19 protein-coding genes are annotated in these 18,573 nt (G+C 64.9%); 9 read left to right on the top strand and 10 right to left on the bottom strand.

Features of this window, described 5'->3' with window-relative positions:
- Positions 1-12: 12 nt before the first annotated feature.
- The 3 genes from GUI70_RS13945 (at position 13) to GUI70_RS13935 (ending at position 3,049) form a co-directional block, all read left to right on the top strand.
- Positions 13-402, top strand: coding sequence for a succinate dehydrogenase hydrophobic membrane anchor subunit (locus GUI70_RS13945; RefSeq protein WP_161882918.1), 390 nt, complete (start codon positions 13-15; stop codon positions 400-402).
- A gap of 106 nt (positions 403-508) precedes the next feature.
- On the top strand, positions 509-2,311 hold the full coding sequence (sdhA, locus tag GUI70_RS13940) for a succinate dehydrogenase flavoprotein subunit (RefSeq protein WP_161882917.1): 1,803 nt from the start codon (positions 509-511) through the stop codon (positions 2,309-2,311).
- Positions 2,312-2,341: 30 nt separating this feature from the next.
- Positions 2,342-3,049, top strand: coding sequence for a succinate dehydrogenase iron-sulfur subunit (locus GUI70_RS13935; protein ID WP_161882916.1), 708 nt, complete (start codon positions 2,342-2,344; stop codon positions 3,047-3,049).
- Between the two features lie 124 nt (positions 3,050-3,173).
- Here the strand turns inward: GUI70_RS13935 and GUI70_RS13930 are convergent, their stop codons facing one another.
- Positions 3,174-3,521, bottom strand: a complete 348-nt coding sequence (locus GUI70_RS13930) for a hypothetical protein (protein ID WP_161882915.1) — start codon at positions 3,519-3,521, stop codon at positions 3,174-3,176.
- A 143-nt stretch (positions 3,522-3,664) separates the two neighbouring features.
- Here GUI70_RS13930 and GUI70_RS13925 point away from each other — a divergent pair, with 143 nt between their 5' ends.
- Together GUI70_RS13925 and GUI70_RS13920 are read left to right on the top strand one after the other, a co-directional pair.
- Positions 3,665-4,879: a sensor histidine kinase gene (locus GUI70_RS13925; protein WP_161882914.1), complete on the top strand. Its 1,215-nt coding sequence runs from the start codon at positions 3,665-3,667 to the stop codon at positions 4,877-4,879.
- Positions 4,876-5,490, top strand: a complete 615-nt coding sequence (locus GUI70_RS13920; protein ID WP_161882913.1) for a response regulator — start codon at positions 4,876-4,878, stop codon at positions 5,488-5,490. The genes GUI70_RS13925 and GUI70_RS13920 overlap by 4 nt, the downstream gene beginning before the upstream one ends.
- Before the next feature lie 384 nt (positions 5,491-5,874).
- Here the strand turns inward: GUI70_RS13920 and cysS are convergent, their stop codons facing one another.
- Positions 5,875-7,398: a cysteine--tRNA ligase gene (gene cysS / locus GUI70_RS13915; protein ID WP_161882912.1), complete on the bottom strand. Its 1,524-nt coding sequence runs from the start codon at positions 7,396-7,398 to the stop codon at positions 5,875-5,877.
- A 224-nt stretch (positions 7,399-7,622) separates the two neighbouring features.
- Between cysS and GUI70_RS13910 the strand changes: the two genes are divergently transcribed.
- Complete coding sequence (locus GUI70_RS13910; RefSeq protein WP_161882911.1) at positions 7,623-7,889, top strand: hypothetical protein; 267 nt, start codon at positions 7,623-7,625, stop codon at positions 7,887-7,889.
- Here GUI70_RS13910 and GUI70_RS13905 read toward each other — a convergent pair.
- On the bottom strand, positions 7,886-8,068 hold the full coding sequence (locus tag GUI70_RS13905) for a hypothetical protein (protein WP_161882910.1): 183 nt from the start codon (positions 8,066-8,068) through the stop codon (positions 7,886-7,888). The two genes, GUI70_RS13910 and GUI70_RS13905, sit on opposite strands and share 4 nt — an antisense overlap.
- Positions 8,069-8,323: 255 nt before the next feature.
- On the opposite strand from GUI70_RS13905, the gene GUI70_RS13900 reads away from it, so the two are divergent.
- From GUI70_RS13900 to GUI70_RS13890, 3 genes are all read left to right on the top strand, one after another.
- The gene (locus GUI70_RS13900; protein WP_161882909.1) at positions 8,324-8,725 is read left to right on the top strand and encodes a hypothetical protein; all 402 of its coding nucleotides are present in this window, start codon (positions 8,324-8,326) and stop codon (positions 8,723-8,725) included.
- 18 nt (positions 8,726-8,743) lie between these two features.
- Positions 8,744-9,277 carry a hypothetical protein gene (locus GUI70_RS13895; protein WP_161882908.1) on the top strand — a complete coding sequence of 178 codons (534 nt, stop codon included), beginning with the start codon at positions 8,744-8,746 and terminating at the stop codon, positions 9,275-9,277.
- Between the two features lie 156 nt (positions 9,278-9,433).
- Positions 9,434-10,057, top strand: a complete 624-nt coding sequence (locus tag GUI70_RS13890; protein ID WP_161882907.1) for an HAD family hydrolase — start codon at positions 9,434-9,436, stop codon at positions 10,055-10,057.
- Positions 10,058-10,162: 105 nt separating this feature from the next.
- On the opposite strand, the gene ftsA is transcribed toward GUI70_RS13890, so the two are convergent.
- From ftsA to murD, 7 genes are all read right to left on the bottom strand, one after another.
- Complete coding sequence (gene ftsA / locus GUI70_RS13885) at positions 10,163-11,545, bottom strand: cell division protein FtsA (RefSeq protein ID WP_161882906.1); 1,383 nt, start codon at positions 11,543-11,545, stop codon at positions 10,163-10,165.
- Entirely contained in the window at positions 11,542-12,363 is an 822-nt protein-coding gene (locus tag GUI70_RS13880) for a cell division protein FtsQ/DivIB (protein WP_237724916.1), read from the bottom strand. Before GUI70_RS13880 ends, ftsA begins: the two co-directional genes overlap by 4 nt.
- Positions 12,354-13,229, bottom strand: a complete 876-nt coding sequence (locus GUI70_RS13875; protein WP_161882905.1) for a UDP-N-acetylmuramate dehydrogenase — start codon at positions 13,227-13,229, stop codon at positions 12,354-12,356. Before GUI70_RS13875 ends, GUI70_RS13880 begins: the two co-directional genes overlap by 10 nt.
- Positions 13,226-14,587 (bottom strand): UDP-N-acetylmuramate--L-alanine ligase, encoded by a 1,362-nt coding sequence (gene murC, locus GUI70_RS13870; RefSeq protein WP_161882940.1) that lies wholly within the window; start codon positions 14,585-14,587, stop codon positions 13,226-13,228. Before murC ends, GUI70_RS13875 begins: the two co-directional genes overlap by 4 nt.
- 128 nt (positions 14,588-14,715) lie before the next feature.
- Complete coding sequence (gene murG, locus GUI70_RS13865; protein WP_161882904.1) at positions 14,716-15,810, bottom strand: undecaprenyldiphospho-muramoylpentapeptide beta-N-acetylglucosaminyltransferase; 1,095 nt, start codon at positions 15,808-15,810, stop codon at positions 14,716-14,718.
- A gap of 254 nt (positions 15,811-16,064) precedes the next feature.
- Positions 16,065-17,183: an FtsW/RodA/SpoVE family cell cycle protein gene (locus tag GUI70_RS13860; RefSeq protein WP_161882939.1), complete on the bottom strand. Its 1,119-nt coding sequence runs from the start codon at positions 17,181-17,183 to the stop codon at positions 16,065-16,067.
- A gap of 2 nt (positions 17,184-17,185) precedes the next feature.
- Positions 17,186-18,535 (bottom strand): UDP-N-acetylmuramoyl-L-alanine--D-glutamate ligase, encoded by a 1,350-nt coding sequence (murD, locus tag GUI70_RS13855; protein WP_237724915.1) that lies wholly within the window; start codon positions 18,533-18,535, stop codon positions 17,186-17,188.
- Positions 18,536-18,573: the final 38 nt, after the last annotated feature.

The raw sequence follows: 18,573 nt of genomic DNA, 5'->3' as shown, positions 1-18,573 counted from the left end.
TAAGGAACTGAAATGACGATTCGCGCCCGCACCATGCAAGATGCCAAGCAGCAGTCTCATACCAACGCCGAGCTCAACTGGTGGATTTTCATGCGGATCAGCGGCCTGATCCTGATTTTCCTGGTGCTCGGCCACATCTACATGACTTTCGTGCAGGTCAGCGAGTCCGACGCGACCTTCGACGCGGTGGTCAACAAACTGGCCAACCCCGCCTGGAAGTTCTACGACTGGCTGCTGCTGACGCTGGCCATGCTGCACGGCGTCAACGGCGCGCGCTACAGCATCGACGACTACGTGCGCAGCCGACCCAACCGCGCCTGGGTGCGCAACACCTTCTTCACGGTGGTTGCCATGATCTTCGTGCTGGGCACGGTGGGCCTGTTCTCGTTCAATCCGTACTGAGTACCCCGACTGGGCGGGCGGCAGCCCAGCCGCCTTGCCACAAAGTCCCCAACCTTAATCGCCGTGACTGAAATCTGGCCGCGTGCGCTCTATAAAGGACGACAAGATGCATCATCGTTATGACGTTCTGGTGGTCGGCGCTGGTGGCGCTGGCCTGATGGCGGCCCTCTACGCGGCCAAAGGCAACGTGTCGGTTGCCTGCATTTCCAAACTCTACCCGACCCGCTCGCACACCGGCGCGGCGCAGGGTGGGGTCGGCGCGGCGCTGGGCAACGTCGCCGAGGACCACTGGGAATGGCACATGTACGACACCATCAAGGGCGGCGATTACCTGACCGATCAAGACGCCGCCGAGATCTTCGCCAAAGACGTGATCGAGGCCGTCTACGAACTCGAGCACATGGGTCTGCCGTTCTCGCGCACCGAGGAAGGCAAAATCGCCCAGCGCAAGTTCGGCGGCCACACCCGCGAGTTCGGCAAGGCCGCTGTCGAGCGCAGCTGCTACGCCAAGGACCGCACCGGCCACATGATCCTCCAGACCCTCTACCAACAGAACGTCAAGGAAGGCACCACCTTCTTCAACGAGTTTCACGTGCTCGATCTGATTATCGAGAACGGGCGCTGCTCGGGCGTAGTGGCCTACGAACTCTCAACGGGCGAGATTCACACCTTCCATGCCAAGGCGGTCATTCTGGCGGCGGGCGGTTACGGGCGCATCTTCAAGATCACGAGTAACGCCCTGACCCTGACCGGCGATCTCATGAGCATCTACTACCGCAAGGGCCTGCCGCTGGAAGACATGGAGTTCTACCAGTTTCACCCCACTGGCCTGACCAAGCTCGGCATTCTGGTGACCGAGGGCATTCGCGGCGAGGGCGGCATTCTGCGCAACAAGGACGGCGAGCGCTTCATGGAGCGCTACGCGCCGACCCTCAAGGACCTCGCGCCGCGCGACATCGTTTCGCGCAGCATCTACACTGAGATCCGCGAGGGACGCGGTGTCGGCCCCGACAAGGACGCCGTCAACATCGACCTGACCCACCTGCCCAGAGACGTGATCGAGAACAAGCTCAGTGAGATCACCGATCTGTCGCGCACCTACCTGGGCCTCGATCCGGTCAAGGATCTGGTGCCGATTCAGCCCACTGCCCACTACGCCATGGGCGGCATTCCCACGACCATCGATGGCGAGTGCATCGCCGACGACAACGGCACCCTGATTGAGGGGCTGTACGCGGCGGGCGAGCAGGCCTGTGTGTCGCTGCACGGCGCGAACCGCCTCGGCACCAACTCGCTGGGCGACTTGATCGTCTTCGGCCGACGCTCGGGCATCAACGCTGCCAAGTACGCGCGCGGCACCGAGCTGGCCGAGATGCCGGAGAACCCCGAGGTGGAGTCCAGGGCGCTGATCGAGAACCTCAAGAACGCTGACGGTTCCGAGAATGCTGCGCGCATCCGCAAGGAATTGCAGGAAACGATGATGAACAACGTCGGCATCTTCCGCAACGGCCCGGACATGGAAAAGCAGGTCGAGATTCTGCGCGAACTCCGGGCGCGTTACCAGCACGTCAATGTGCAGGACCCCTCGCAGCGTTTCAATTCGGAGCTGGTCGAGGCGCTCGAACTCGGCTTCATGCTCGACTGTGCTGAGGCGATGACTCACTCGGCCCTCAACCGCACCGAGTCGCGCGGCGCACACGACCGCGAGGACTTCCACACCCGCGACGACGTCAACTGGCTCAAGCACACCATGGCCTACAAGGACTTTTCCCAGCCGGGCAACGTCAGGATCGGCTACAAGCCGGTGGTGTTCAAGGACGCCGCCGACGGCGAGTACGAGAGCCTGACCACCTACACGCCCGCAGAGGCCGCCGGGTTCAAGTTCCCCCCCAAGCCGCGTACCTTCTAAGCGGTCTCTCAAGAGCCGCCGGAGTCATTTATGAACATTAATGTCAAAATTCTGCGTTTCGATCCTGAAAAGGACAGAAAGCAGCATTGGGAAACCTATCAGGTGGAGGCCAGCCCTGGCGACCGGGTGCTGGACGTCATCAACCACGTCAAGTGGTATATCGACCCCTCGCTGACCTTCCGGCGTTCGTGCGCCCACGGTATCTGCGGCTCCGACGCCATGCTGATCAACGGGCGCAACCGCCTGGCTTGCAAGACCCTGCTGCAAGACGTGGTCAAGGACGGGGGCACCATCACTGCCGAGCCGATTCGTGGCCTCAAGGTCGAGAAGGATCTGCTGGTCGACATGGAGCCGTTCTTCGACGCCTACCGCTCGATCATGCCGTACTTCATCAACGACAACCCGGCTCCGGCGGCCGAGCGCTTGCAGTCGCCGGAAGACGCCGAGCGCATGGATCACGGCTCGAACTGCATTCTGTGCGCCTGCTGCACCACCTCCTGCCCGATCTTCTGGGTCAACGGCAGCTATATCGGCCCGGCGGCCATCGTGCAGGCCCACCGCTTCATTTTCGATACCCGCGACGCCGCCACCCAGCAGCGCCTCAACGTGATGAACCAGAACACTGGGGTGTGGCGCTGCCGCACCGCCTACAACTGCACCGAGGCCTGCCCCCGCGACATCCCGATTACCCAGCTCATCGAGGAAGTCAAGCGGGCGGTGATGTACCAGCAGGCGTAAGGATACGTTGGTGTAGTGGCTTGACTGGAAATTGAATTTAAGAGGGGGAACTTGGCAGTTATTGCCTTGTTCCCTCTCTCAAGTTTAGAACCTTCGCCCGCCTCGTTGAAATGTGTATTGACCCTCAGCAGCCGTCACTGTAATGATATTCGTTGTAATAATAACCCGTTGTGCCGTCGCCCTGCACCATCAACGTGGTGTTTCCGTAGTAATCAGTCAGCCTCGTGTAATGGTAGTGGCCGGATTGCCAGTTGGCACTAGAGAAACAAGCAGGCCTGTTCTGTGCGCTCAACGTCGTGGGCTCTCCTGGTTCATGGGGATTTTGTGCCAGCCAAGCCAGGTAATCTTGATAACCGCTTGATGCCGAGGGGAGACGGCTGCTCTGGTTGCCAGCCGGAGCAGCCGACGGGGTGTTGGTCTGGCCACACGCCGCCAAAAACACGATGGGAAGTGCGAGTAACAGTTGTTTCATAATTTCCTCCCTGAACGCTGGTTTTATTGTGTGGCTGCCTTGGTGCCTGAGCTACACCCAGAAGTCACCCCTCCTGACCATGACCTCTGGCACTTGACAAAGCTGAATGTCTTATCATCGGGTTCACTGCCCTAAACTCAGTCATGACCTTGCCACCCGATCCCTTCTTTCCGGCCTCCCGCCAGAACGTCGCGGACGTCCTCTCACCGGTCGTGGGACGGCTGCTCTTCGGGCTGATGTACGGCGGACAGGCGGTCTTGATCGCCTCGCTGTGTTACACCCAGCCGAGGGTACTCAGCTGGACTGCGCTGGTCGTGGGAACGCTGGGCTATCTGGGGTTCGGGCTGGGGCTGGCAGTCCAGAGCTGGCCGGGCGTGTCCAGGCCGCTGCGGCTGAAAATGGCGCTTTTGATGTCGCTCTGCTCACTCGTGTTCAACCTGACATTCAGTCGCCTGGAGGGCTTCACGGCGCTGTCGCTTCAGGTCATCAGCGCGATGGTTGTCGCGACGGTGGTCAGTAGTCGCTGGGCGGTGGCCTGGACCGTCTTGCAGTCGCTGGCGCTTGCCTGGGCCAATGCCTGGGGGGTGCCGCTGGTCTACAAAATGCTGCTGTATCCGTCCTACACCCTGATGCAGCTCTTCTCGGTCTACCTGATGAAAATTCTGCTGCGCGAGCGCGCACAGCGCCTGGCAATGGTCCGGCTCAATCAAGAACTGGAAGAAGCCCAGAGTGCAGTGGCAGCGGCTTCGCAGGCCTCGGAGCGCCACCGTATCGCCCGCGACCTGCACGACACCTTGGGTCACAACCTTACGGCGCTGGGCTTGGAGCTGGAATTCGCTTACCAGGTTTCCAGTGGCCGGGTACGCGAAGCGGTCGAACGCGCCCAGAATGTGAATCAGCAACTGCTGAGCGAGGTGCGTCAGACCGTGAATGCTATCCGGGAGCCGCCTTCACTCACGCCGCCTACTTTCCAACGGCTCGAAGATCAGATGAGGCAGCTCGGTCATCAGCTTCCCGCTGTTCAGCTTCACTTTGAGTGCGAGGCTTCGCTGCGAGAGACCTGGGCCCCGCTGGGCGAAGCAAGCCGCGAGATCTTGCTCAAATGCGCCCGCGAAGCGTTGACCAATGCGGTGCGGCACGCCAACGCCTCAGAAGTTCAGATGCGCCTGAGCAGTCAGCCCAGTGGCGTCTGCCTGAGAATCGAGAATGTGGCTCGGCCCAGTAGCGGCGCGCGCGAGGGCCACGGTCTGAGTGGAATGCGTGAGCGCCTGGAAGCGGTGGGCGGTCACCTGCGCGTTCAACGGGGACCACAGTTTTTTTGCGTGGAAGCCTTCGTTCCGCTAAGGTCACAGCCGTGAGGTTACTGTTGGCCGACGATCAAACGTTGGTGAGACAGGGCCTGCTCAGACTTCTGTCGTTGGCCGACGATATCGAGGTGGTGGCCGAAGTGGCCGACGGACTCGCCGCGCTGGAAATGGCCCGCCAACTTCAGCCCGATATTCTGCTCCTGGACGTGCGGATGCCGCATCTGGACGGCCTCGGCGTCCTGCGGACCCTACGGCTGGAGGGCAACGAGGTGGCGGTGGTGCTGCTCAGCACATTCAGTGACGAAACCAGTGCCCTCAGCGGTCTGCGGCTGGGAGCGCACAGTTACTTGCTCAAGGACGTGCATTTCGACGATCTACTGCTGACGCTGCGGGCCGCCGTCGCCGGTGAGCGGCTCATTTACAGCGGTGTGGCCCGTCACCTCTCTCAAGCTGCCACGCCAGGCCCAGACCTCAATTTGACGGTGCGTGAACAAGCCGTCTTGCGCCTGATGGCCGGTGGCTACTCCAACAAACAGATTGCGCTGGCCTTGAATCTTCAGGAGGGGACCATCAAGAATCACGTTTCGAGCATTTTGCTCAAGCTTGAAGTCCATGATCGGACCCGCGCCGTGCTGAGCGCTTTGGCCTTGGGCTTGCTGTAAGGCTTTCAGGCAAGCGTGCCTGCGGTGAGCAAAAGTGATCAGGCCCACCGGGGGGGCGGCGGGCCTGACCTGTTTGGAGGGAAGACGAGCGTTCAAGCATCTGGGGGGACAACGCTCAAGGGTCAGCTTACTCGGGGCCTCTTCCAGGTTTCTGACAGGGATTTCGGTCAATCCCTGATGAGAGAACGGTTGACCCGACCAGTAGGCAGGCGTCCTCATGGAGAGGAGTCGCCCTATACAGGAGCTGCCCACGATGACAGTCCGTTTGGCCCCAGGAAGGGGAGGAGGAAAAATCGGTTGCCGGGAAAGGAGTGATGGAAATCGTGGCCTTCCATTTTTGGAACGAATTGAACGGCAACCGTATGACAACCTGTTTTCGGCGGCTTAACGTTTCCAGCGTGCTCCGTTCTTGGTGTCTTCCACCGTCACGCCGACCTCGGCCAGCTTGCCGCGCAGGGCATCACTCTGGGCATACTGCTTGCTGAGGCGGTAGTGCTGCCGGGCTTCCAGCACCACGTCCATCAAGGTGCTGACCAGGGCGGTGTCGTCGGCTGCACCGATTGCTGCCCCCGCCGCGAAGAGGCCCAGCACCTGTCCGCCGAGTTCCCGGTAAGCCGCCTGCGCCTGCGCCAGAGCTGAGCGTCCCACCTCGCCCGCTGCCAGGGCTGCATTTACGTCGCTCGTCAGGTTAAACAGCGCTGCCACGGCGCGCGGTGTGTTGAAGTCGTCGCTCATGGCATTCTCGAACGTCTGTACGTGCCCGGCGACTTTTGCCGAGAGGGCGTCGGGGCGATCTGGGGCAGTCGGCAGGCGGCGCTCGATCTCGCTCAGCGCGTCATGCAACCTTCGGTAGCCGTTCTGGGCGCTGACGAACGCCTCCTCGCTCATCTCGGTAATCGAGCGGTAGTGGCTGCCCACCAGCAAAAACCGGATGACCTGCGGATCGACCCGCTCGAACAAATCCTTGAGGGTCGTGAAGTTGCCCTTGCTCTTGCTCATCTTCTCGTTGCCGATGGTCAGCATGTTGTTGTGCATCCAGTAGCGGGCAAAGCCGTGGCCCGCTGCTTCGGCCTGGGCGATCTCGGCCTCGTGATGCGGGAATTCCAGATCGAGGCCGCCGCCGTGAATGTCGAAGTTCTCGCCCAGGTACTTGAGGCTCATGGCCGAGCATTCGATGTGCCAGCCGGGAAAGCCCTCGCCCCACGGCGAATTCCAGCGCATGATGTGCCCGGTCTCGGCGTTCTTCCACAGCGCAAAATCGCGGGCGTCACGCTTCTCGCCGCGCACCGCCTCGCGGGTGCCCTCCTCCTGATCGTCGAGCTTGCGGCCCGAGAGCTTGCCGTACTCGGGCCAGCTGCGCACGTCGAAGTAGACGCTGCCGCCCGCCGCGTAGGCGTGGCCTCTGGCGATCAGTTCCTCAATCAGTTCGATCTGCTCGGTGATGTGACCGGTGGCACGCGGCTGGATACTGGGCCGCTGCACGCCCAGCCGACCCATGTCGTCCATGAAGCTCCAGTAGTACTTCTCGGCCACCTCCATCGGTTCCAGCTTTTCCAGCGCGGCGCGGCGGGCGATCTTGTCCTCGCCCTCGTCGGCGTCGTTCTGGAGATGGCCAACGTCGGTGATGTTGCTGACGTAGCGCACCGAGTAGCCTCGGTGGGTCAGATAGCGCCGGATCACGTCAAAGGCCACTTCCTTCTTGGCGTGGCCCAGGTGGGCGTCACTGTAGACGGTGGGTCCGCACAAGTACATGCCGACTTTGCCCGGCGTGCCCGCTTCGAATTTGACTTTCTGGCGCTGCATCGAGTCGTGCAGATTGATGTCCGGCCAGCTCAGATCAGGAAACAGTGCGCTGAAGGCGGGATCGGGGATTGGGGTCGCGGCGGAATCTGATTCGGCTGGATTCATGAAGCCTCCGGGCAGGGGAAAGCGGGAGAGTCAATGTGAGAAAGCACAAAAAACCGCCTGCCGACTCGGGGTCGCGGCGGCGGCAGCACAACAATGCGGCAGCTACCGTCGACACCCGCAGCGCGGACAACACGAGATGAAGAAAGCGGGCGAGCGGAACATGGCCCGAGTATAGCAGCCGGGCCGCGTCCGCCTTTCGCGGCGGTCAACCGCTAAGCTGGGATATGCCGCCGCGCTTGGTGACGCTGGGCCAGCTCAAGCTCAGTGAGCTGGACTTCAAGCGTGAAAAGCCGCTGCTGCTGGTGTACCTGTGCCTCTCGGGCACGCAACTGCGCCGCCGGGTGGCCCAGCACTTCTGGCCCGATGCCGCCGATTTCATGAACAGCTTGGCCGGTGGCAGTGGCGCAGTTGCACCGGGCTGTTCGAGGCTAGGGAAACTCACCTCTACACGGTTCTTCCCTGCGACGCGCAGGCGCTGCGAGAAGCGCTAACGGCGGGCGATCTGGCGGCGGTTCAGGCGGTGGCCTTCGCTTACCGCTTGATCGCTGCGATGCTGCTGTCGCCCGAGTTGCTGCGCGAACTTCACAGCCTGCTCAGCGCCGCCCAGCACCCAGACACCCACCTGACCGAGCAGGAAGCGCGTGAGCTGGGCCTGACCCTGACGCCGCACGACGCCGCTGCTGGGCCGCCGCCACGAACTGTCCCGCCTGAATCAAGTCAGGTGCGGCGAAACTCTGTGAGTCTGCGGCGCGGGAGGTCTGAGCAAATCGGACCTACTACGGGCCTCAGCGCGAGGTGGCCAGCCAGGTCTCCTGGGGCGCTCCGGGCTACGCCTTCCAGACCCTGGAGCCACTGCTGTTACCGTTGAGGTCTCTGTGTACGCTTCCTGTGTCGGCTGCCGACTGGCTGACGCTTCTGGGCACCTGTGCCATTGCTCGACGACTGGGAAGCGGCCGATGCTGAGTCGCGGCGGGTGCTAACGACACTGGCCCACTCCCGCGCCGGGCCGCCTATGATCGTCAGCAGCCGCTCGGTGCTAGGGCCAGGCAGCGGCCTCTCTGAACTGACCTTACGCCCGCTAAAAGCCCAGGATCTCGGCGGCGATTTGTACACCCCGACTGGCGGACCTCCTGCCTTGATCGAGGCGGTGAGCCAGCAACGGCCCCCACCTGGAAGCGCTTTTGGGGCTGCTTGCCCACGGAGGTATATGGTGCTGGGCACGCTGGCGATGGCCGCCCAGACCCACAGCCATTACCTCTCCACCACAGTCGAGAGGGCGGCGGGGGTCTTCCTGACCTCGCAGTACAACGCCAGCTTCAGTACATAGGTCAGGAACCTCAACGAAATGCATTACAGCGATTTCAGTCGAGATGTAGGCATCTCGGTCGGTCTTCTGGCAGGCATTTACATCGTCACGCCCCTCACCCTCAGCCTGACCATCGGCGACGCCCTTAACAGCACCCAGACTGCCGACCTCATCTTCGACCTGGGCAGCCTGCCAATATCCTGGCCGCCGACTTCAAGATCTAGCCCTCGGCTGCGTACGTCGGTGTGCTGTGTACATCCCCCTCAATATCGGGGCAAGGAAACTGACGGTGCAGGGCCTGGCGTACGGCACGCCGTGGACCTCAGCAAACTGCTGCCGATGAACGAACTGCAACCTCTTAACGGCACACTGATGAACGCTGACGTGCTGGGCAGAGTCAAATCCGACTGGGCGGCCCGCGCCACGCAAAACACCTTACCGCAGTATCCGGTACGCTTCGCCAACATCACCGCTGCGCCGTTCGTCGCCAGTCAGGCGTACAGCTTCAGCGGCAACCCGGCCAACACCACCAACCGTCCCAAACTGACCCTGACTTATCTGGCCGATAACTGAACTCCCTGCAACGTTGAACGGCCTGCTCCCAGTTGTGAGGAGCAGGCCGTTCGCCGCTTTGTTTGCCCGTGCCCGTCACCCGTTGGGCAGCAAGGGCAACCCGGCGAGTGACGCGAGCGTGCCGGATGGTGGCTCTGGCAGGCGTAGGCTGGGTCCATGACCAACACCAGATCTACCGCGCCCGCCTTTACCCTCTTCTGGGATATCGGCGGCGTGCTGCTCACCAACGGCTGGGACCGCGACCAGCGGGCTGGGGTGGTCGAGCGCTTCGGCCTCGATGCCAGCGATTTCAGTGAGCGCCACAAGCTGGTAGCCCCCGAACTCGAACTGGGCCGCGTGACGCTCGACGAATACCTCGATCAGACGGTGTTCTTTGAGGCGCGCGAATTCAGCAAGGACGATTTTCGCGCCGCCATGTATGCCCAGAGCCGCCCCTACCCGCCGACGCTGGACCTGGCCCGCCAGCTTTCAAATCACCACCGGATGTACGCGCTCAACAATGAGGGCTTCGACCTCAACGCCCACCGCATCGACACCTTCAAGCTGGACGAATTCTTGCAGGGCTTTTTCACCTCCTGCTACCTCGGCGTGATGAAGCCCAACCCGGTGATTTACCGCCTCGGAGTGCAGCTTGCCCACGTTCCGGCAGACCGGGCCGTGATGATCGACGACCGCATTCAGAACGTGGAGGCGGCGCGCCGCACCGGGATGCGGGCGGTGCAGTACGTCTCGGCCCCGCAACTTCAGGCCGATCTGGCGGCACTGGGGGTGGAGGTGTAGGCCAGCGCCGAGGCATGCGGGCAACGTTGAAACAGCGCGCCTGAATATCGGCGCGCTGCGTGGTCTTGCGGAGCTGGGCTGGGCAAACTGCTTGCCCAGACGGCTCTACATCCAGTCCTTGAAAAAGGTCTTCATGCGCTCGCCGATGCTCGGGCCGGTCTTGACCCTGGTCTCTCTGGGTTCCTTCTTGACCTCGGCCTTCTCCGGCTTGGTATCGGGCCGGCTCTCGGTCTTGGTGACGATCACGGTCGGCTCCGGCCCGGTGACGGTTTCCGGCTTGGGCGTGGGGGCCGGTTTGGCCTTGATCTCGGCCTTGTCAAGCTGATCGAGCGACAGGCCGCTGTCCTCGTGGGTCGCGCCGTAGAGTACCAGCCCCACCGAGGTCGCGTGCAGCGGGCCACTGACGATGTCGGTCAGGCCGCTGACGCCGCGCGGTCTGCCGACGCGCACCGGCAGCCTGAAGCGCTCACGGGCCAGCTCCACGACGCCGCGCATCAAGGCTCCGCCGCCGGTGAGCACCACGCTGCCCGCCACCAGTTCGACGGGACCCAGGCCCTTGTCGATCTCGTCGCGGATCAGATCGTAAATCTCGCTGATGCGCGGCTTGATGATGCGTGCCAGATCGAAGGCGCTGATGGCGTGGGTGACGCCTGCCGCCGTGGTGATTTCCAGCGTCAGTTCCTGATCGGCCAGTTCCGGCAGCGCCGCGCCGTACTTGCGCTTGACGTTCTCGGCTTCTTCCACCGGAATTTTCAGAATCTGCATCAGGTCAGCACTCACATGGTCGCCGCCGATCGGCAGCGAGGCGCTGTGGGCCAGATTGCCGCGCCGAAACACGCCCACATCGGTGGTGCCGCCGCCCATGTCAATGACCACCACTGTCTGGTCGCGCTCGCCCGCGTCGAGGACCGCCAGCCCGGAGGCCAGCGACTGCAACACGAAGCCCTCGGTGATCAGGCCCGCTTCCTGCACACATCTGCGGACGTTGGCGAGCGGCCCTGCCGACCCGGAAACAATATGCACGTCCACTTCCAGCCGCACCCCGTGCATGCCCACCGCACTCTTGATGCCTTCCTGGCCGTCCACGACATATTCCTGTGGAATGGCGTGAATAACTTCCAGATTGGGATCGAGCGGCACGGCGCGGGCGTTCTCGATGGCGCGCTCCACGTCGGCAGCGGTGATTTCCTGGTTGCGGCGAATGGCGGCCAGTCCGTGCGAGGTGGTGGCCTTGACGTGGTGGCCCGACACGCTGACGTAAGCGTGAGAAACCCGCACCCCGCTGACCCGCTCGGCGGCGGCGATGGACTGCTTGATGGCGTGGGTGGTGCGCTCCAGATTGACCACCGCGCCGCGCTTGATGCCCTCGCTGGGCACGGTGCCCTCGCCGATGATGTCGACGGTGCCGTGCGGGCCGATCTCGCCGATGACGGTGGTGATCTTGGTGGTGCCGATGTCCAGCCCCACGATAAACGGGTTATTTTTCATCTCTGGACGCTCACTCCCCACGGATATAAATTGATACGGCCCCCTTGGGCCTGGGTTTCGATGGCCTGACCATACTTGAGCAGCAGTGCCCGGTCGCCGCTCCAGATGGTGCCTTGATTGGTTTGCACCGTGATACCGGTTGGTGTATACGTCACTGACTCAACATTGTAACGCGCCAACGCCCGCGCCGCGAACAGGGCGTCAGCGGTGCGGTCGGGTCCCCAGCCGGAAATGATGGGGCCGGTGGGGGCGGCCCCCGGCAGCACGGTGCCGTCGGCAGCGATGACGCTGAGCGCTCCGCTGCGGGCGCGCACCTGGGCCACCGGCACGCGCTCGCTGAGATGCACCTCGACCCGGTCGGGAAAGACGCGGGTAAGCTGGGCCGAGGCCACCCAGGCGTTGTCGCGCAGCGCTCCGGCCCGCCACGCGCCGTAATACGCCCAGCCGAAGGGCCGCTCGCCGCTCAGGCCCGCGAGCCGCTTGACTTCCAGACTGGAGAGGTGGCGGTTGCCGCTGATCTGCACCGTCCTGATCGGCAGATAACGCCACAGGGCAAAGCCTCCCCCGGCGAGAATCAGGGCCGAGAGAATCACGCTCAGGAACACCCCGTACTGCTGCCAGAAACGGCGGCGCGGCAGCGGCGCGTCGGGCGGCACGCTCGGCAGCTGGGCTGACGGCTGGGGAGGCGCTGGGATGGGCGCGATCTGCGGCGCGCGCCTGCGGGCCAGGTCGAAGGGTGCAGGGCTGAAGGTCTGGGTCCCGCGTGCCGGTGTTCCGAGTGCCTGGGGCAAAGCGGGCGGCAGCGGCTTTACGGCCACAGTTCGTACTCCAGTTCCATGTTCACGCCCACCCGCTGGCGGATCAGAGTCAGCAGCGCGTGAACGTCGCTGGCCGCCGCGCCGCCCAGGTTGACGATGAAGTTGGCGTGCTCCGGCGAGATCATGGCCTGGCCGACCTGAATCCCCTTGAGGCCCGCTTCGTCGATCAGCTTGCCCGCGCTGACGCCGCCGGGGTTCTTGAAGGCGCAGCCGGGCGTGCGCATCTTGGGCTGGCCCTTGCGCGCCAGATCGGCCTGCTCCATCTTCGCGCCCACCGCCTCCGGCGTGCTGCGGCTGAGTTTCAGGCGCACCCGCGTCACGATGTGGTTTCTGGGGATGCCGCTGTCGCGGTAGCCCCAGGGCAGGTCGTCGGGGGAGAGGCGGCGCACCCCACCAGGTGTGGCGATCTCCAGCTCGAACAAGCCGCCGAACATCTCGCCGAAGCGGGTTCCGGCATTCATCCAGACCGCGCCGCCGACCTGGGCGGGCACACCCACCGTGCCTTCCAACCCCGACAGTCCCAGGCCGCGCAGCTTGCGCAGCAACCCCGGCAGCGGCACCCCGCCGCCCACCCAGCCGCTGACAAACTGCTCGGGCATGCTCTCTGGGGCGGCGGTCAGATCGGTTTCGGCAAATTCGCCGCCCAGCCGGATGACCCGCTCCTCCAAGCCCGCATCGCTCACCACCAGGTTGCTGCCGCCGCCCAGGATGCGGTAGGGCGCGCTCATGGCTTCGCTGAGTTGAGCGTGGTCGGCCACCGTCCAGCACTCGGCCTCGCCGCCGACGCCCAGGGTGGTGAAGCGCGAGAGCGGCAGACGCTCGACTTTCGCGCCGCTGACCGATCGACTCGGTGCGGCGCTCGTCACGGTGCAGCCTTGGCCAGCTCACGCGCCAGCTTCCACACGTCGCCCGCACCCATCGTCACGATGATGTCACCAGGGTCGGCGCTGCCCTGGAGATATGTCACGGCGTCCTCGCGGCGCGGGTAGTAGCGGGCGGCCTTGTGACCGTTCTGGCGCAGCCGCTCGCTGATAAGGGTGGCGTGAATGCCCTCGATGGGCGGCTCGGACGCGGCGGCGATATCGAGAATCAGCACTTCGTCGGCGCTCATCAGGCTCTCGGCCAGCCGGGGCCAGCTCTGCTGGGTTCTGAGGTAGCGGTGCGGCTGAAACACCACCCGTACCCGCCGCCCGGTCTGTCGCGCGGCCTGCACGGCGGCGGCGACCTTGGTGGCGTTGTGGGCGTAGTCGTCCACAATCAGCGCGCCGCTGAGAAAGCCAATGTGTTGCCAGCGGCGGCCCGGTCCCCGGAAAGCGGCCAGCGCGGCGGCGGCAGGTTCGAACGCGCCGCCATAGAGGTCGGTGACGGCCAGCGCCGCCAGGGCATTGAGCACGTTGTGGGTGCCGGGCAGGTTGATCCGCGCCTCGCCCAACGTCGCGCCGCGCCGCGTCACCTCAAAGCTGGTGCCGGACTCGTCGGGGCGGATGGTCACGGCCCGGTAGGTGCTGCCCGCCAGCGTGCCGTAAGACAGCACGTTGGGGTGACCGACCACGAAGCTGCCCAGGTCCGGCCAGTCGGCGCAGTAGAGCACCCGCTCGGCCTGCCCCACGAAGCGGGCAAAGGCTGCGTGCTGCTCCTCGACGCTGCTCCAGTAGGTCGCCAGTTCGCTGCCCTCGGCTCCGCCCACGTGGTCGTCCTCGGCGTTGGTGAACACGGCGGTCTGACAGACGGCGTACTGGAAGTTGCGGTCGGACTCGTCCACCTCGGCGACGAACGGCCCCGTGCCGATGCGGGCGTTGCTGCCACTGTGCTCAGTACCGAATTCCGGCACGATGCCGCCGACCAGCGCCGCCGGGTCGAGGCCCGCGCCCATCAGCGCCACGGCGATCATCGAGGTGGTGGTTGTCTTGCCGTGGGTACCGACCACGCCGATGGAGGGCGAGGCCGAGAGCAGTTCCCTCAGCAGCGCCATGCGCGGGCGCACCTCGATTTCAGCCTGCCGGGCGGCTTTGAGTTCGGGATGTTCCTTGCTGACGGCCTCCGAGGCGATCAGCACATCAACGCCGTGAACGTGCGCCGGGTCGTGGTGGTGGGCCACCGCGATGCCCTCGCGCTCCAGTTGGACCGTCAGCTCGGAGGGGTGCTCGTCGCAGCCGCTGACCTGGTAGCCGCGCGCCCTCAGCAGCCGGGCGAAGGCGGACAGCCCGATGCCGCCGATGCCCATCAGGTGAAAGTGCGGCGGGGTGGGCTGATCGGTGGATTGGGGGAAGGCTGCAGGTTGAACGGCAGGAGTTGAAACGCCCACTTCGGAAGCAGGGGGCGGGGAAGGAATCAAAGCGGCGTTGCTGTTGGTCATGTGGCCTCTCGCCGGGCGTGGGCCAGCACCAGATCAGTCAGCCGCCCGGTGGCTCCCGCAGGACTGCGGGCCAGGGCGGCGCTGTGCATGGCGCGGCGGCGCTGCGGCTCCAAACACTCTAACACCGCCCCGCCCATCTGGGCCGAGACGCTGGGCTGCTCGACGACCTCGCCCGCACCCGCTGCGGCCACTGCGCGGGCATTGAACAGCTGGTGATTTTCGGAGGATTCCGGCAGCGGCACCATCAATGTCGGCACACCGTAATACGCTGCCTCGGCCAGCGTGCCGGTGCCTGCCCGCGTAATTGCCAGGTCCGCCGCCGACCAGGCCGCCACCGCGTCCACATACCCCTCGACGGTGTACCACCCCAGATCGGCCACGCGCGGCGCGACGCTGCTGATCCAGCGCGGCCCGCAGGCGTGCAGCACCTGAACGGGGCCGTGGGCCGATTCGCCGCCGGGAAAGGTGGCGCGCAGGACTTCCGGCAGCACGTTGTTGAGCGCCAGGCTGCCCTGCGAGCCGCCCATGATGAACACGGTCAGGCGCTGCGGATCGAGGCCCAGCCGGGTCAGTGCTTCCGAGCGCTCCAGGCGCTCCTCGCGAACCGGCATGCCGACCAGCACGGCCTTGCGTGCGCTCAGCCCGGCGACTTCCGCATACGCGGTGCCGACGGCCCTGGCGCGGCGCACCGCCAGCCGCTGGGTCAGGCCCAGGCGGGCATTCTGCTCGTGCAGCACGGTGGGAATGCCCAGGCTCTGGGCGGCCAGGATCCCCGGCAAGCTGGCGAACCCGCCGAAGCCCACCACCACCGCCGGACGGTTGCGGCCCAGCCAGCGCCGGGCCTCGACCAGCCCGCTTCCGGCCCGCAGCAGCTCGCGCGGATCGGCCCGGCCCTGATTGCCGCGAACGAGCTTGCCTGCCTGCACGCCGAAAAAGTCGAGCTGCTGCTCGGCGGCGATGCGCTCCTCCATGCCGCCGCGCTGGCCCAGCAAGGTCACCTGATGGCCGCGCGAGAGTAGTTCGCGCGCGGTGGCGACTGCCGGATAGATGTGTCCACCCGTGCCGCCCGTGGACAAAACGACTTCGCTCATTGGAGGAAGTCTAGCAAGCGGCGGCCAGCAGGGGGGGCCAGTCGAGCGTCCGTACCGGTGTCACTGCAACGTCGCCCATCGGTGAGCAGGTGCGAGGTTCTTGTCCTACTGACCTACTGAGAATAGGCGCTTATCTGGGTCAACTTGGACGAGAACCATCAACGAAAGGCTGCAAAAAAGGCCGCCATCTCCCGGCGACCTTCTCTTGCCTCGGCTCTCGTGTCCTCGGCTCCGCTTTCTCCTGCGCTCCTCACTCAGTCCGCCGCAATCAGCTCCGGCGTCTGCTCCTCCTCGGGCAGGGCATTCTTGACTTCTCGCAGGGCCGAATGAATGACCGCCAGGGCAATCGAGATGCTCAGCATGCTGGAAAAACCGTAGCTGACCAGCGGCAGCGGCACGCCCGTCACTGGGAAGATGCCTGCCGCCACCGCCAGATTGACGAAGGCCTGACCCACGATCATGTACATTGAGCCGGTGGCCATGATGCTGGCTCCGTGCAGGTTGGGCGTCATTGGGCGCACGCGGGCGGCCAGCTGACCGACTTGCAGGGCGGTGGACACCACTAGCCAGTAGGCAAAAATGACCATGGTGACGCCCAGCAGCCCGGTGGAAAAGCCCACTGAGGCGATCGCCAGGTCGGTGTGGTCGGCAAAATAGGGGTAGCGCGGGGCCTCGGGTCCCTGGCCCCAGATGCCGCCGAAATTCAGATCGCGGTGGGCCATGCCGATCTGGTCGAGGCCCTTGACCACCACGTTCTGAGCATCGTCACCGCGAGAGAGAAACGAGGTCAGTCGGTTGAAGATGTAGGGATGGCGCTCCAGATAGATGCTCAGCCAGGGCAGGGCCAGCAGCGCCAGGGCGAACAGCAGCGCCGTGATGTTGGTAAACCTCACTCCGGCGGCGTACATCAGCACGATGCCGAGCGAGAACATCAGCACTGTGGTGCCCAGGTCCGGTTCGATCAACACCAGCAGGGTGGTCAGGGCGATCATGCCGGTGGCCGAGATCAGCTTGCGGTAGACCCCCCGGCGTGCGAAGAAGCTTGCCAGCATCAGAATCAGGGCCAGTTTGGCGAACTCGGACGGCTGAAATTGCAGCGCGCCGTGAAACAGCCACCGCTTGGTGCCGGGCGACGTGTCGGTGCCGTGCCCGATGAAGCGCACCAGCACCAGCAGCAGCAGGGCGAACAGCCAAGCGGGTGTGGCCAGCTTGAGAAAGACCTTGGGCCGCAACTGTGAGAGCCCGGCGGTGAGCAGGATGGCCAGCACCGCCTTGAGCACCTGATCCGGCAAGCGCTCCGGGTCGGCAGTGCCGACGGCCAGTGTACCCAGCACCAGCAAGATGACCTGGGCCAGCAGCAGGTTGGCGCTCATGTTCATACCGGCACCTCCGAAGGCGTGGCGTGAGCGCTGACCCAGGCTCTGGCTGCTGCCGTGAAGACGGCTCCGCGCTCGGCGTAGTCGCGGTAGAGATCGAAACTCGTGCCGATAGGGGCCAGCAGCACCGTGCCGCCCGGCGGCTCCCCCGCCAGCAAGCATTCTGCTGCCAGCCGCACCACTGCTTGCATGGTGGCCTCGCCGCTCAGCTCGCCGAAGGCCACGACCTGGTACGGCAGTCCCAGCTGGTGGGCCAGCTGTTCGCCGTCCTGCCCGAAGGCGATGACCTGCTTGACCTTGCCCTCGGCGGCGCGGCGCAGCGGGGCCAGGTCCGCGCCCTTGTCGCGCCCGCCGATGAGCCAGGCGATTGGCGCGGCCGCCTGCTGGAGGGCCGCCTCCACCGCCACGGTGCGGGTGGCAATCGAGTCGTTGACGAATTTCAGCTGACCCAGTCGCGCCACCGTCTCGAAGCGGCCCGGCACCGGGCGGGCGGCCAGCAGACCAGCCGCGAGCTGGGCCGGGTCTACCGTTTTGCCGAGGTGGCGCAGCATACCCTCGGCCGCCAGCAGCGCTGCTGCCGCGTTGGCCGGGTGAAGGCCTTCCGGCAAGTCGCTGAGGGGCAGCACCGTCTGGCCGTCACTCAGGCGCAACTGGGCCGGGTCGAAGTGAAGCACCCGCGCCCGCGTCGGCAGATTGAGGTCAGGCGGTACAACCAGCCAGTCAGCCTCCGTCTGTGCCCGCGTGATGTTGCGCTTGGCGGCGTGGTAGGCCTCGACGCTGCCATGCCGATCCAGATGATCGACGGCCAGATTGGTGATGACGGCCACGGCGGGCGCAAACCCGGTAACCCGTTCGAGCTGAAAACTCGACAGCTCCACGACGGCGACCTCGGCTGCGTCGACGATGTCGAGCAGCGGCGGATCGATGTTGCCGCCTTCCAGGGCGTTGACGCCGCAGGCGCGCAGCAGTGCGGCAACCAGCACCGTGGTGCTGCCCTTGCCCGCCGTGCCGGTGATGCCCACCATCGGGAGCTTGGGCCGGGCGCGGGCGGCCAGTTCGGCTTCACCGATGATCTCGGCCCCCCGCGCGGCCAAGTTCAGCAGATCGGGGTGGTCGATCGGCACGCCCGGCGCGGCGATCACCGTGCGGTAGGCATGCCCGAGGTCAGCGGGCGCGAACCCGAACTGGGCGGCCAGATCGAGGTCCTCGGCGCTGGGGCGGGCATCGTACCAGTCGGCACTCACGCTTTCCCGGGCCAGAAATCGCAGCACGCCGCGTCCACTGCGGCCCAGACCATAGATCAGTGTCCGGGGCGCGGCGGCGGGCGAAATGTCAGGTGGCGGTGTCACGCTGTTCAGCGTAGCGCAGCGCGGCGTGCCCGCGACAT

Source organism: Deinococcus alpinitundrae, from assembly GCF_009982895.1.
Lineage (GTDB): Bacteria > Deinococcota > Deinococci > Deinococcales > Deinococcaceae > Deinococcus > Deinococcus alpinitundrae.
The sequence above is the reverse complement of the archived record's forward strand: the minus strand, read 5'-3'. Positions and strand labels throughout refer to the sequence as shown.

Coding starts and splice junctions, on each gene's coding strand:
- GUI70_RS13935 (WP_161882916.1), top strand. CDS start 2,342: ATGAACATTAATGTCAAAATTCTGCGTTTCGATCCTGAAAAGGACAGA.
- murG (WP_161882904.1), bottom strand. CDS start 15,810: ATGAGCGAAGTCGTTTTGTCCACGGGCGGCACGGGTGGACACATCTAT.
- murC (WP_161882940.1), bottom strand. CDS start 14,587: ATGGGCATCGGCGGCATCGGGCTGTCCGCCTTCGCCCGGCTGCTGAGG.
- GUI70_RS13910 (WP_161882911.1), top strand. CDS start 7,623: ATGCCGCCGCGCTTGGTGACGCTGGGCCAGCTCAAGCTCAGTGAGCTG.
- GUI70_RS13945 (WP_161882918.1), top strand. CDS start 13: ATGACGATTCGCGCCCGCACCATGCAAGATGCCAAGCAGCAGTCTCAT.
- cysS (WP_161882912.1), bottom strand. CDS start 7,398: ATGAATCCAGCCGAATCAGATTCCGCCGCGACCCCAATCCCCGATCCC.
- GUI70_RS13890 (WP_161882907.1), top strand. CDS start 9,434: ATGACCAACACCAGATCTACCGCGCCCGCCTTTACCCTCTTCTGGGAT.
- GUI70_RS13860 (WP_161882939.1), bottom strand. CDS start 17,183: ATGAGCGCCAACCTGCTGCTGGCCCAGGTCATCTTGCTGGTGCTGGGT.
- GUI70_RS13925 (WP_161882914.1), top strand. CDS start 3,665: ATGACCTTGCCACCCGATCCCTTCTTTCCGGCCTCCCGCCAGAACGTC.
- GUI70_RS13930 (WP_161882915.1), bottom strand. CDS start 3,521: ATGAAACAACTGTTACTCGCACTTCCCATCGTGTTTTTGGCGGCGTGT.
- ftsA (WP_161882906.1), bottom strand. CDS start 11,545: ATGAAAAATAACCCGTTTATCGTGGGGCTGGACATCGGCACCACCAAG.
- GUI70_RS13895 (WP_161882908.1), top strand. CDS start 8,744: ATGCATTACAGCGATTTCAGTCGAGATGTAGGCATCTCGGTCGGTCTT.
- sdhA (WP_161882917.1), top strand. CDS start 509: ATGCATCATCGTTATGACGTTCTGGTGGTCGGCGCTGGTGGCGCTGGC.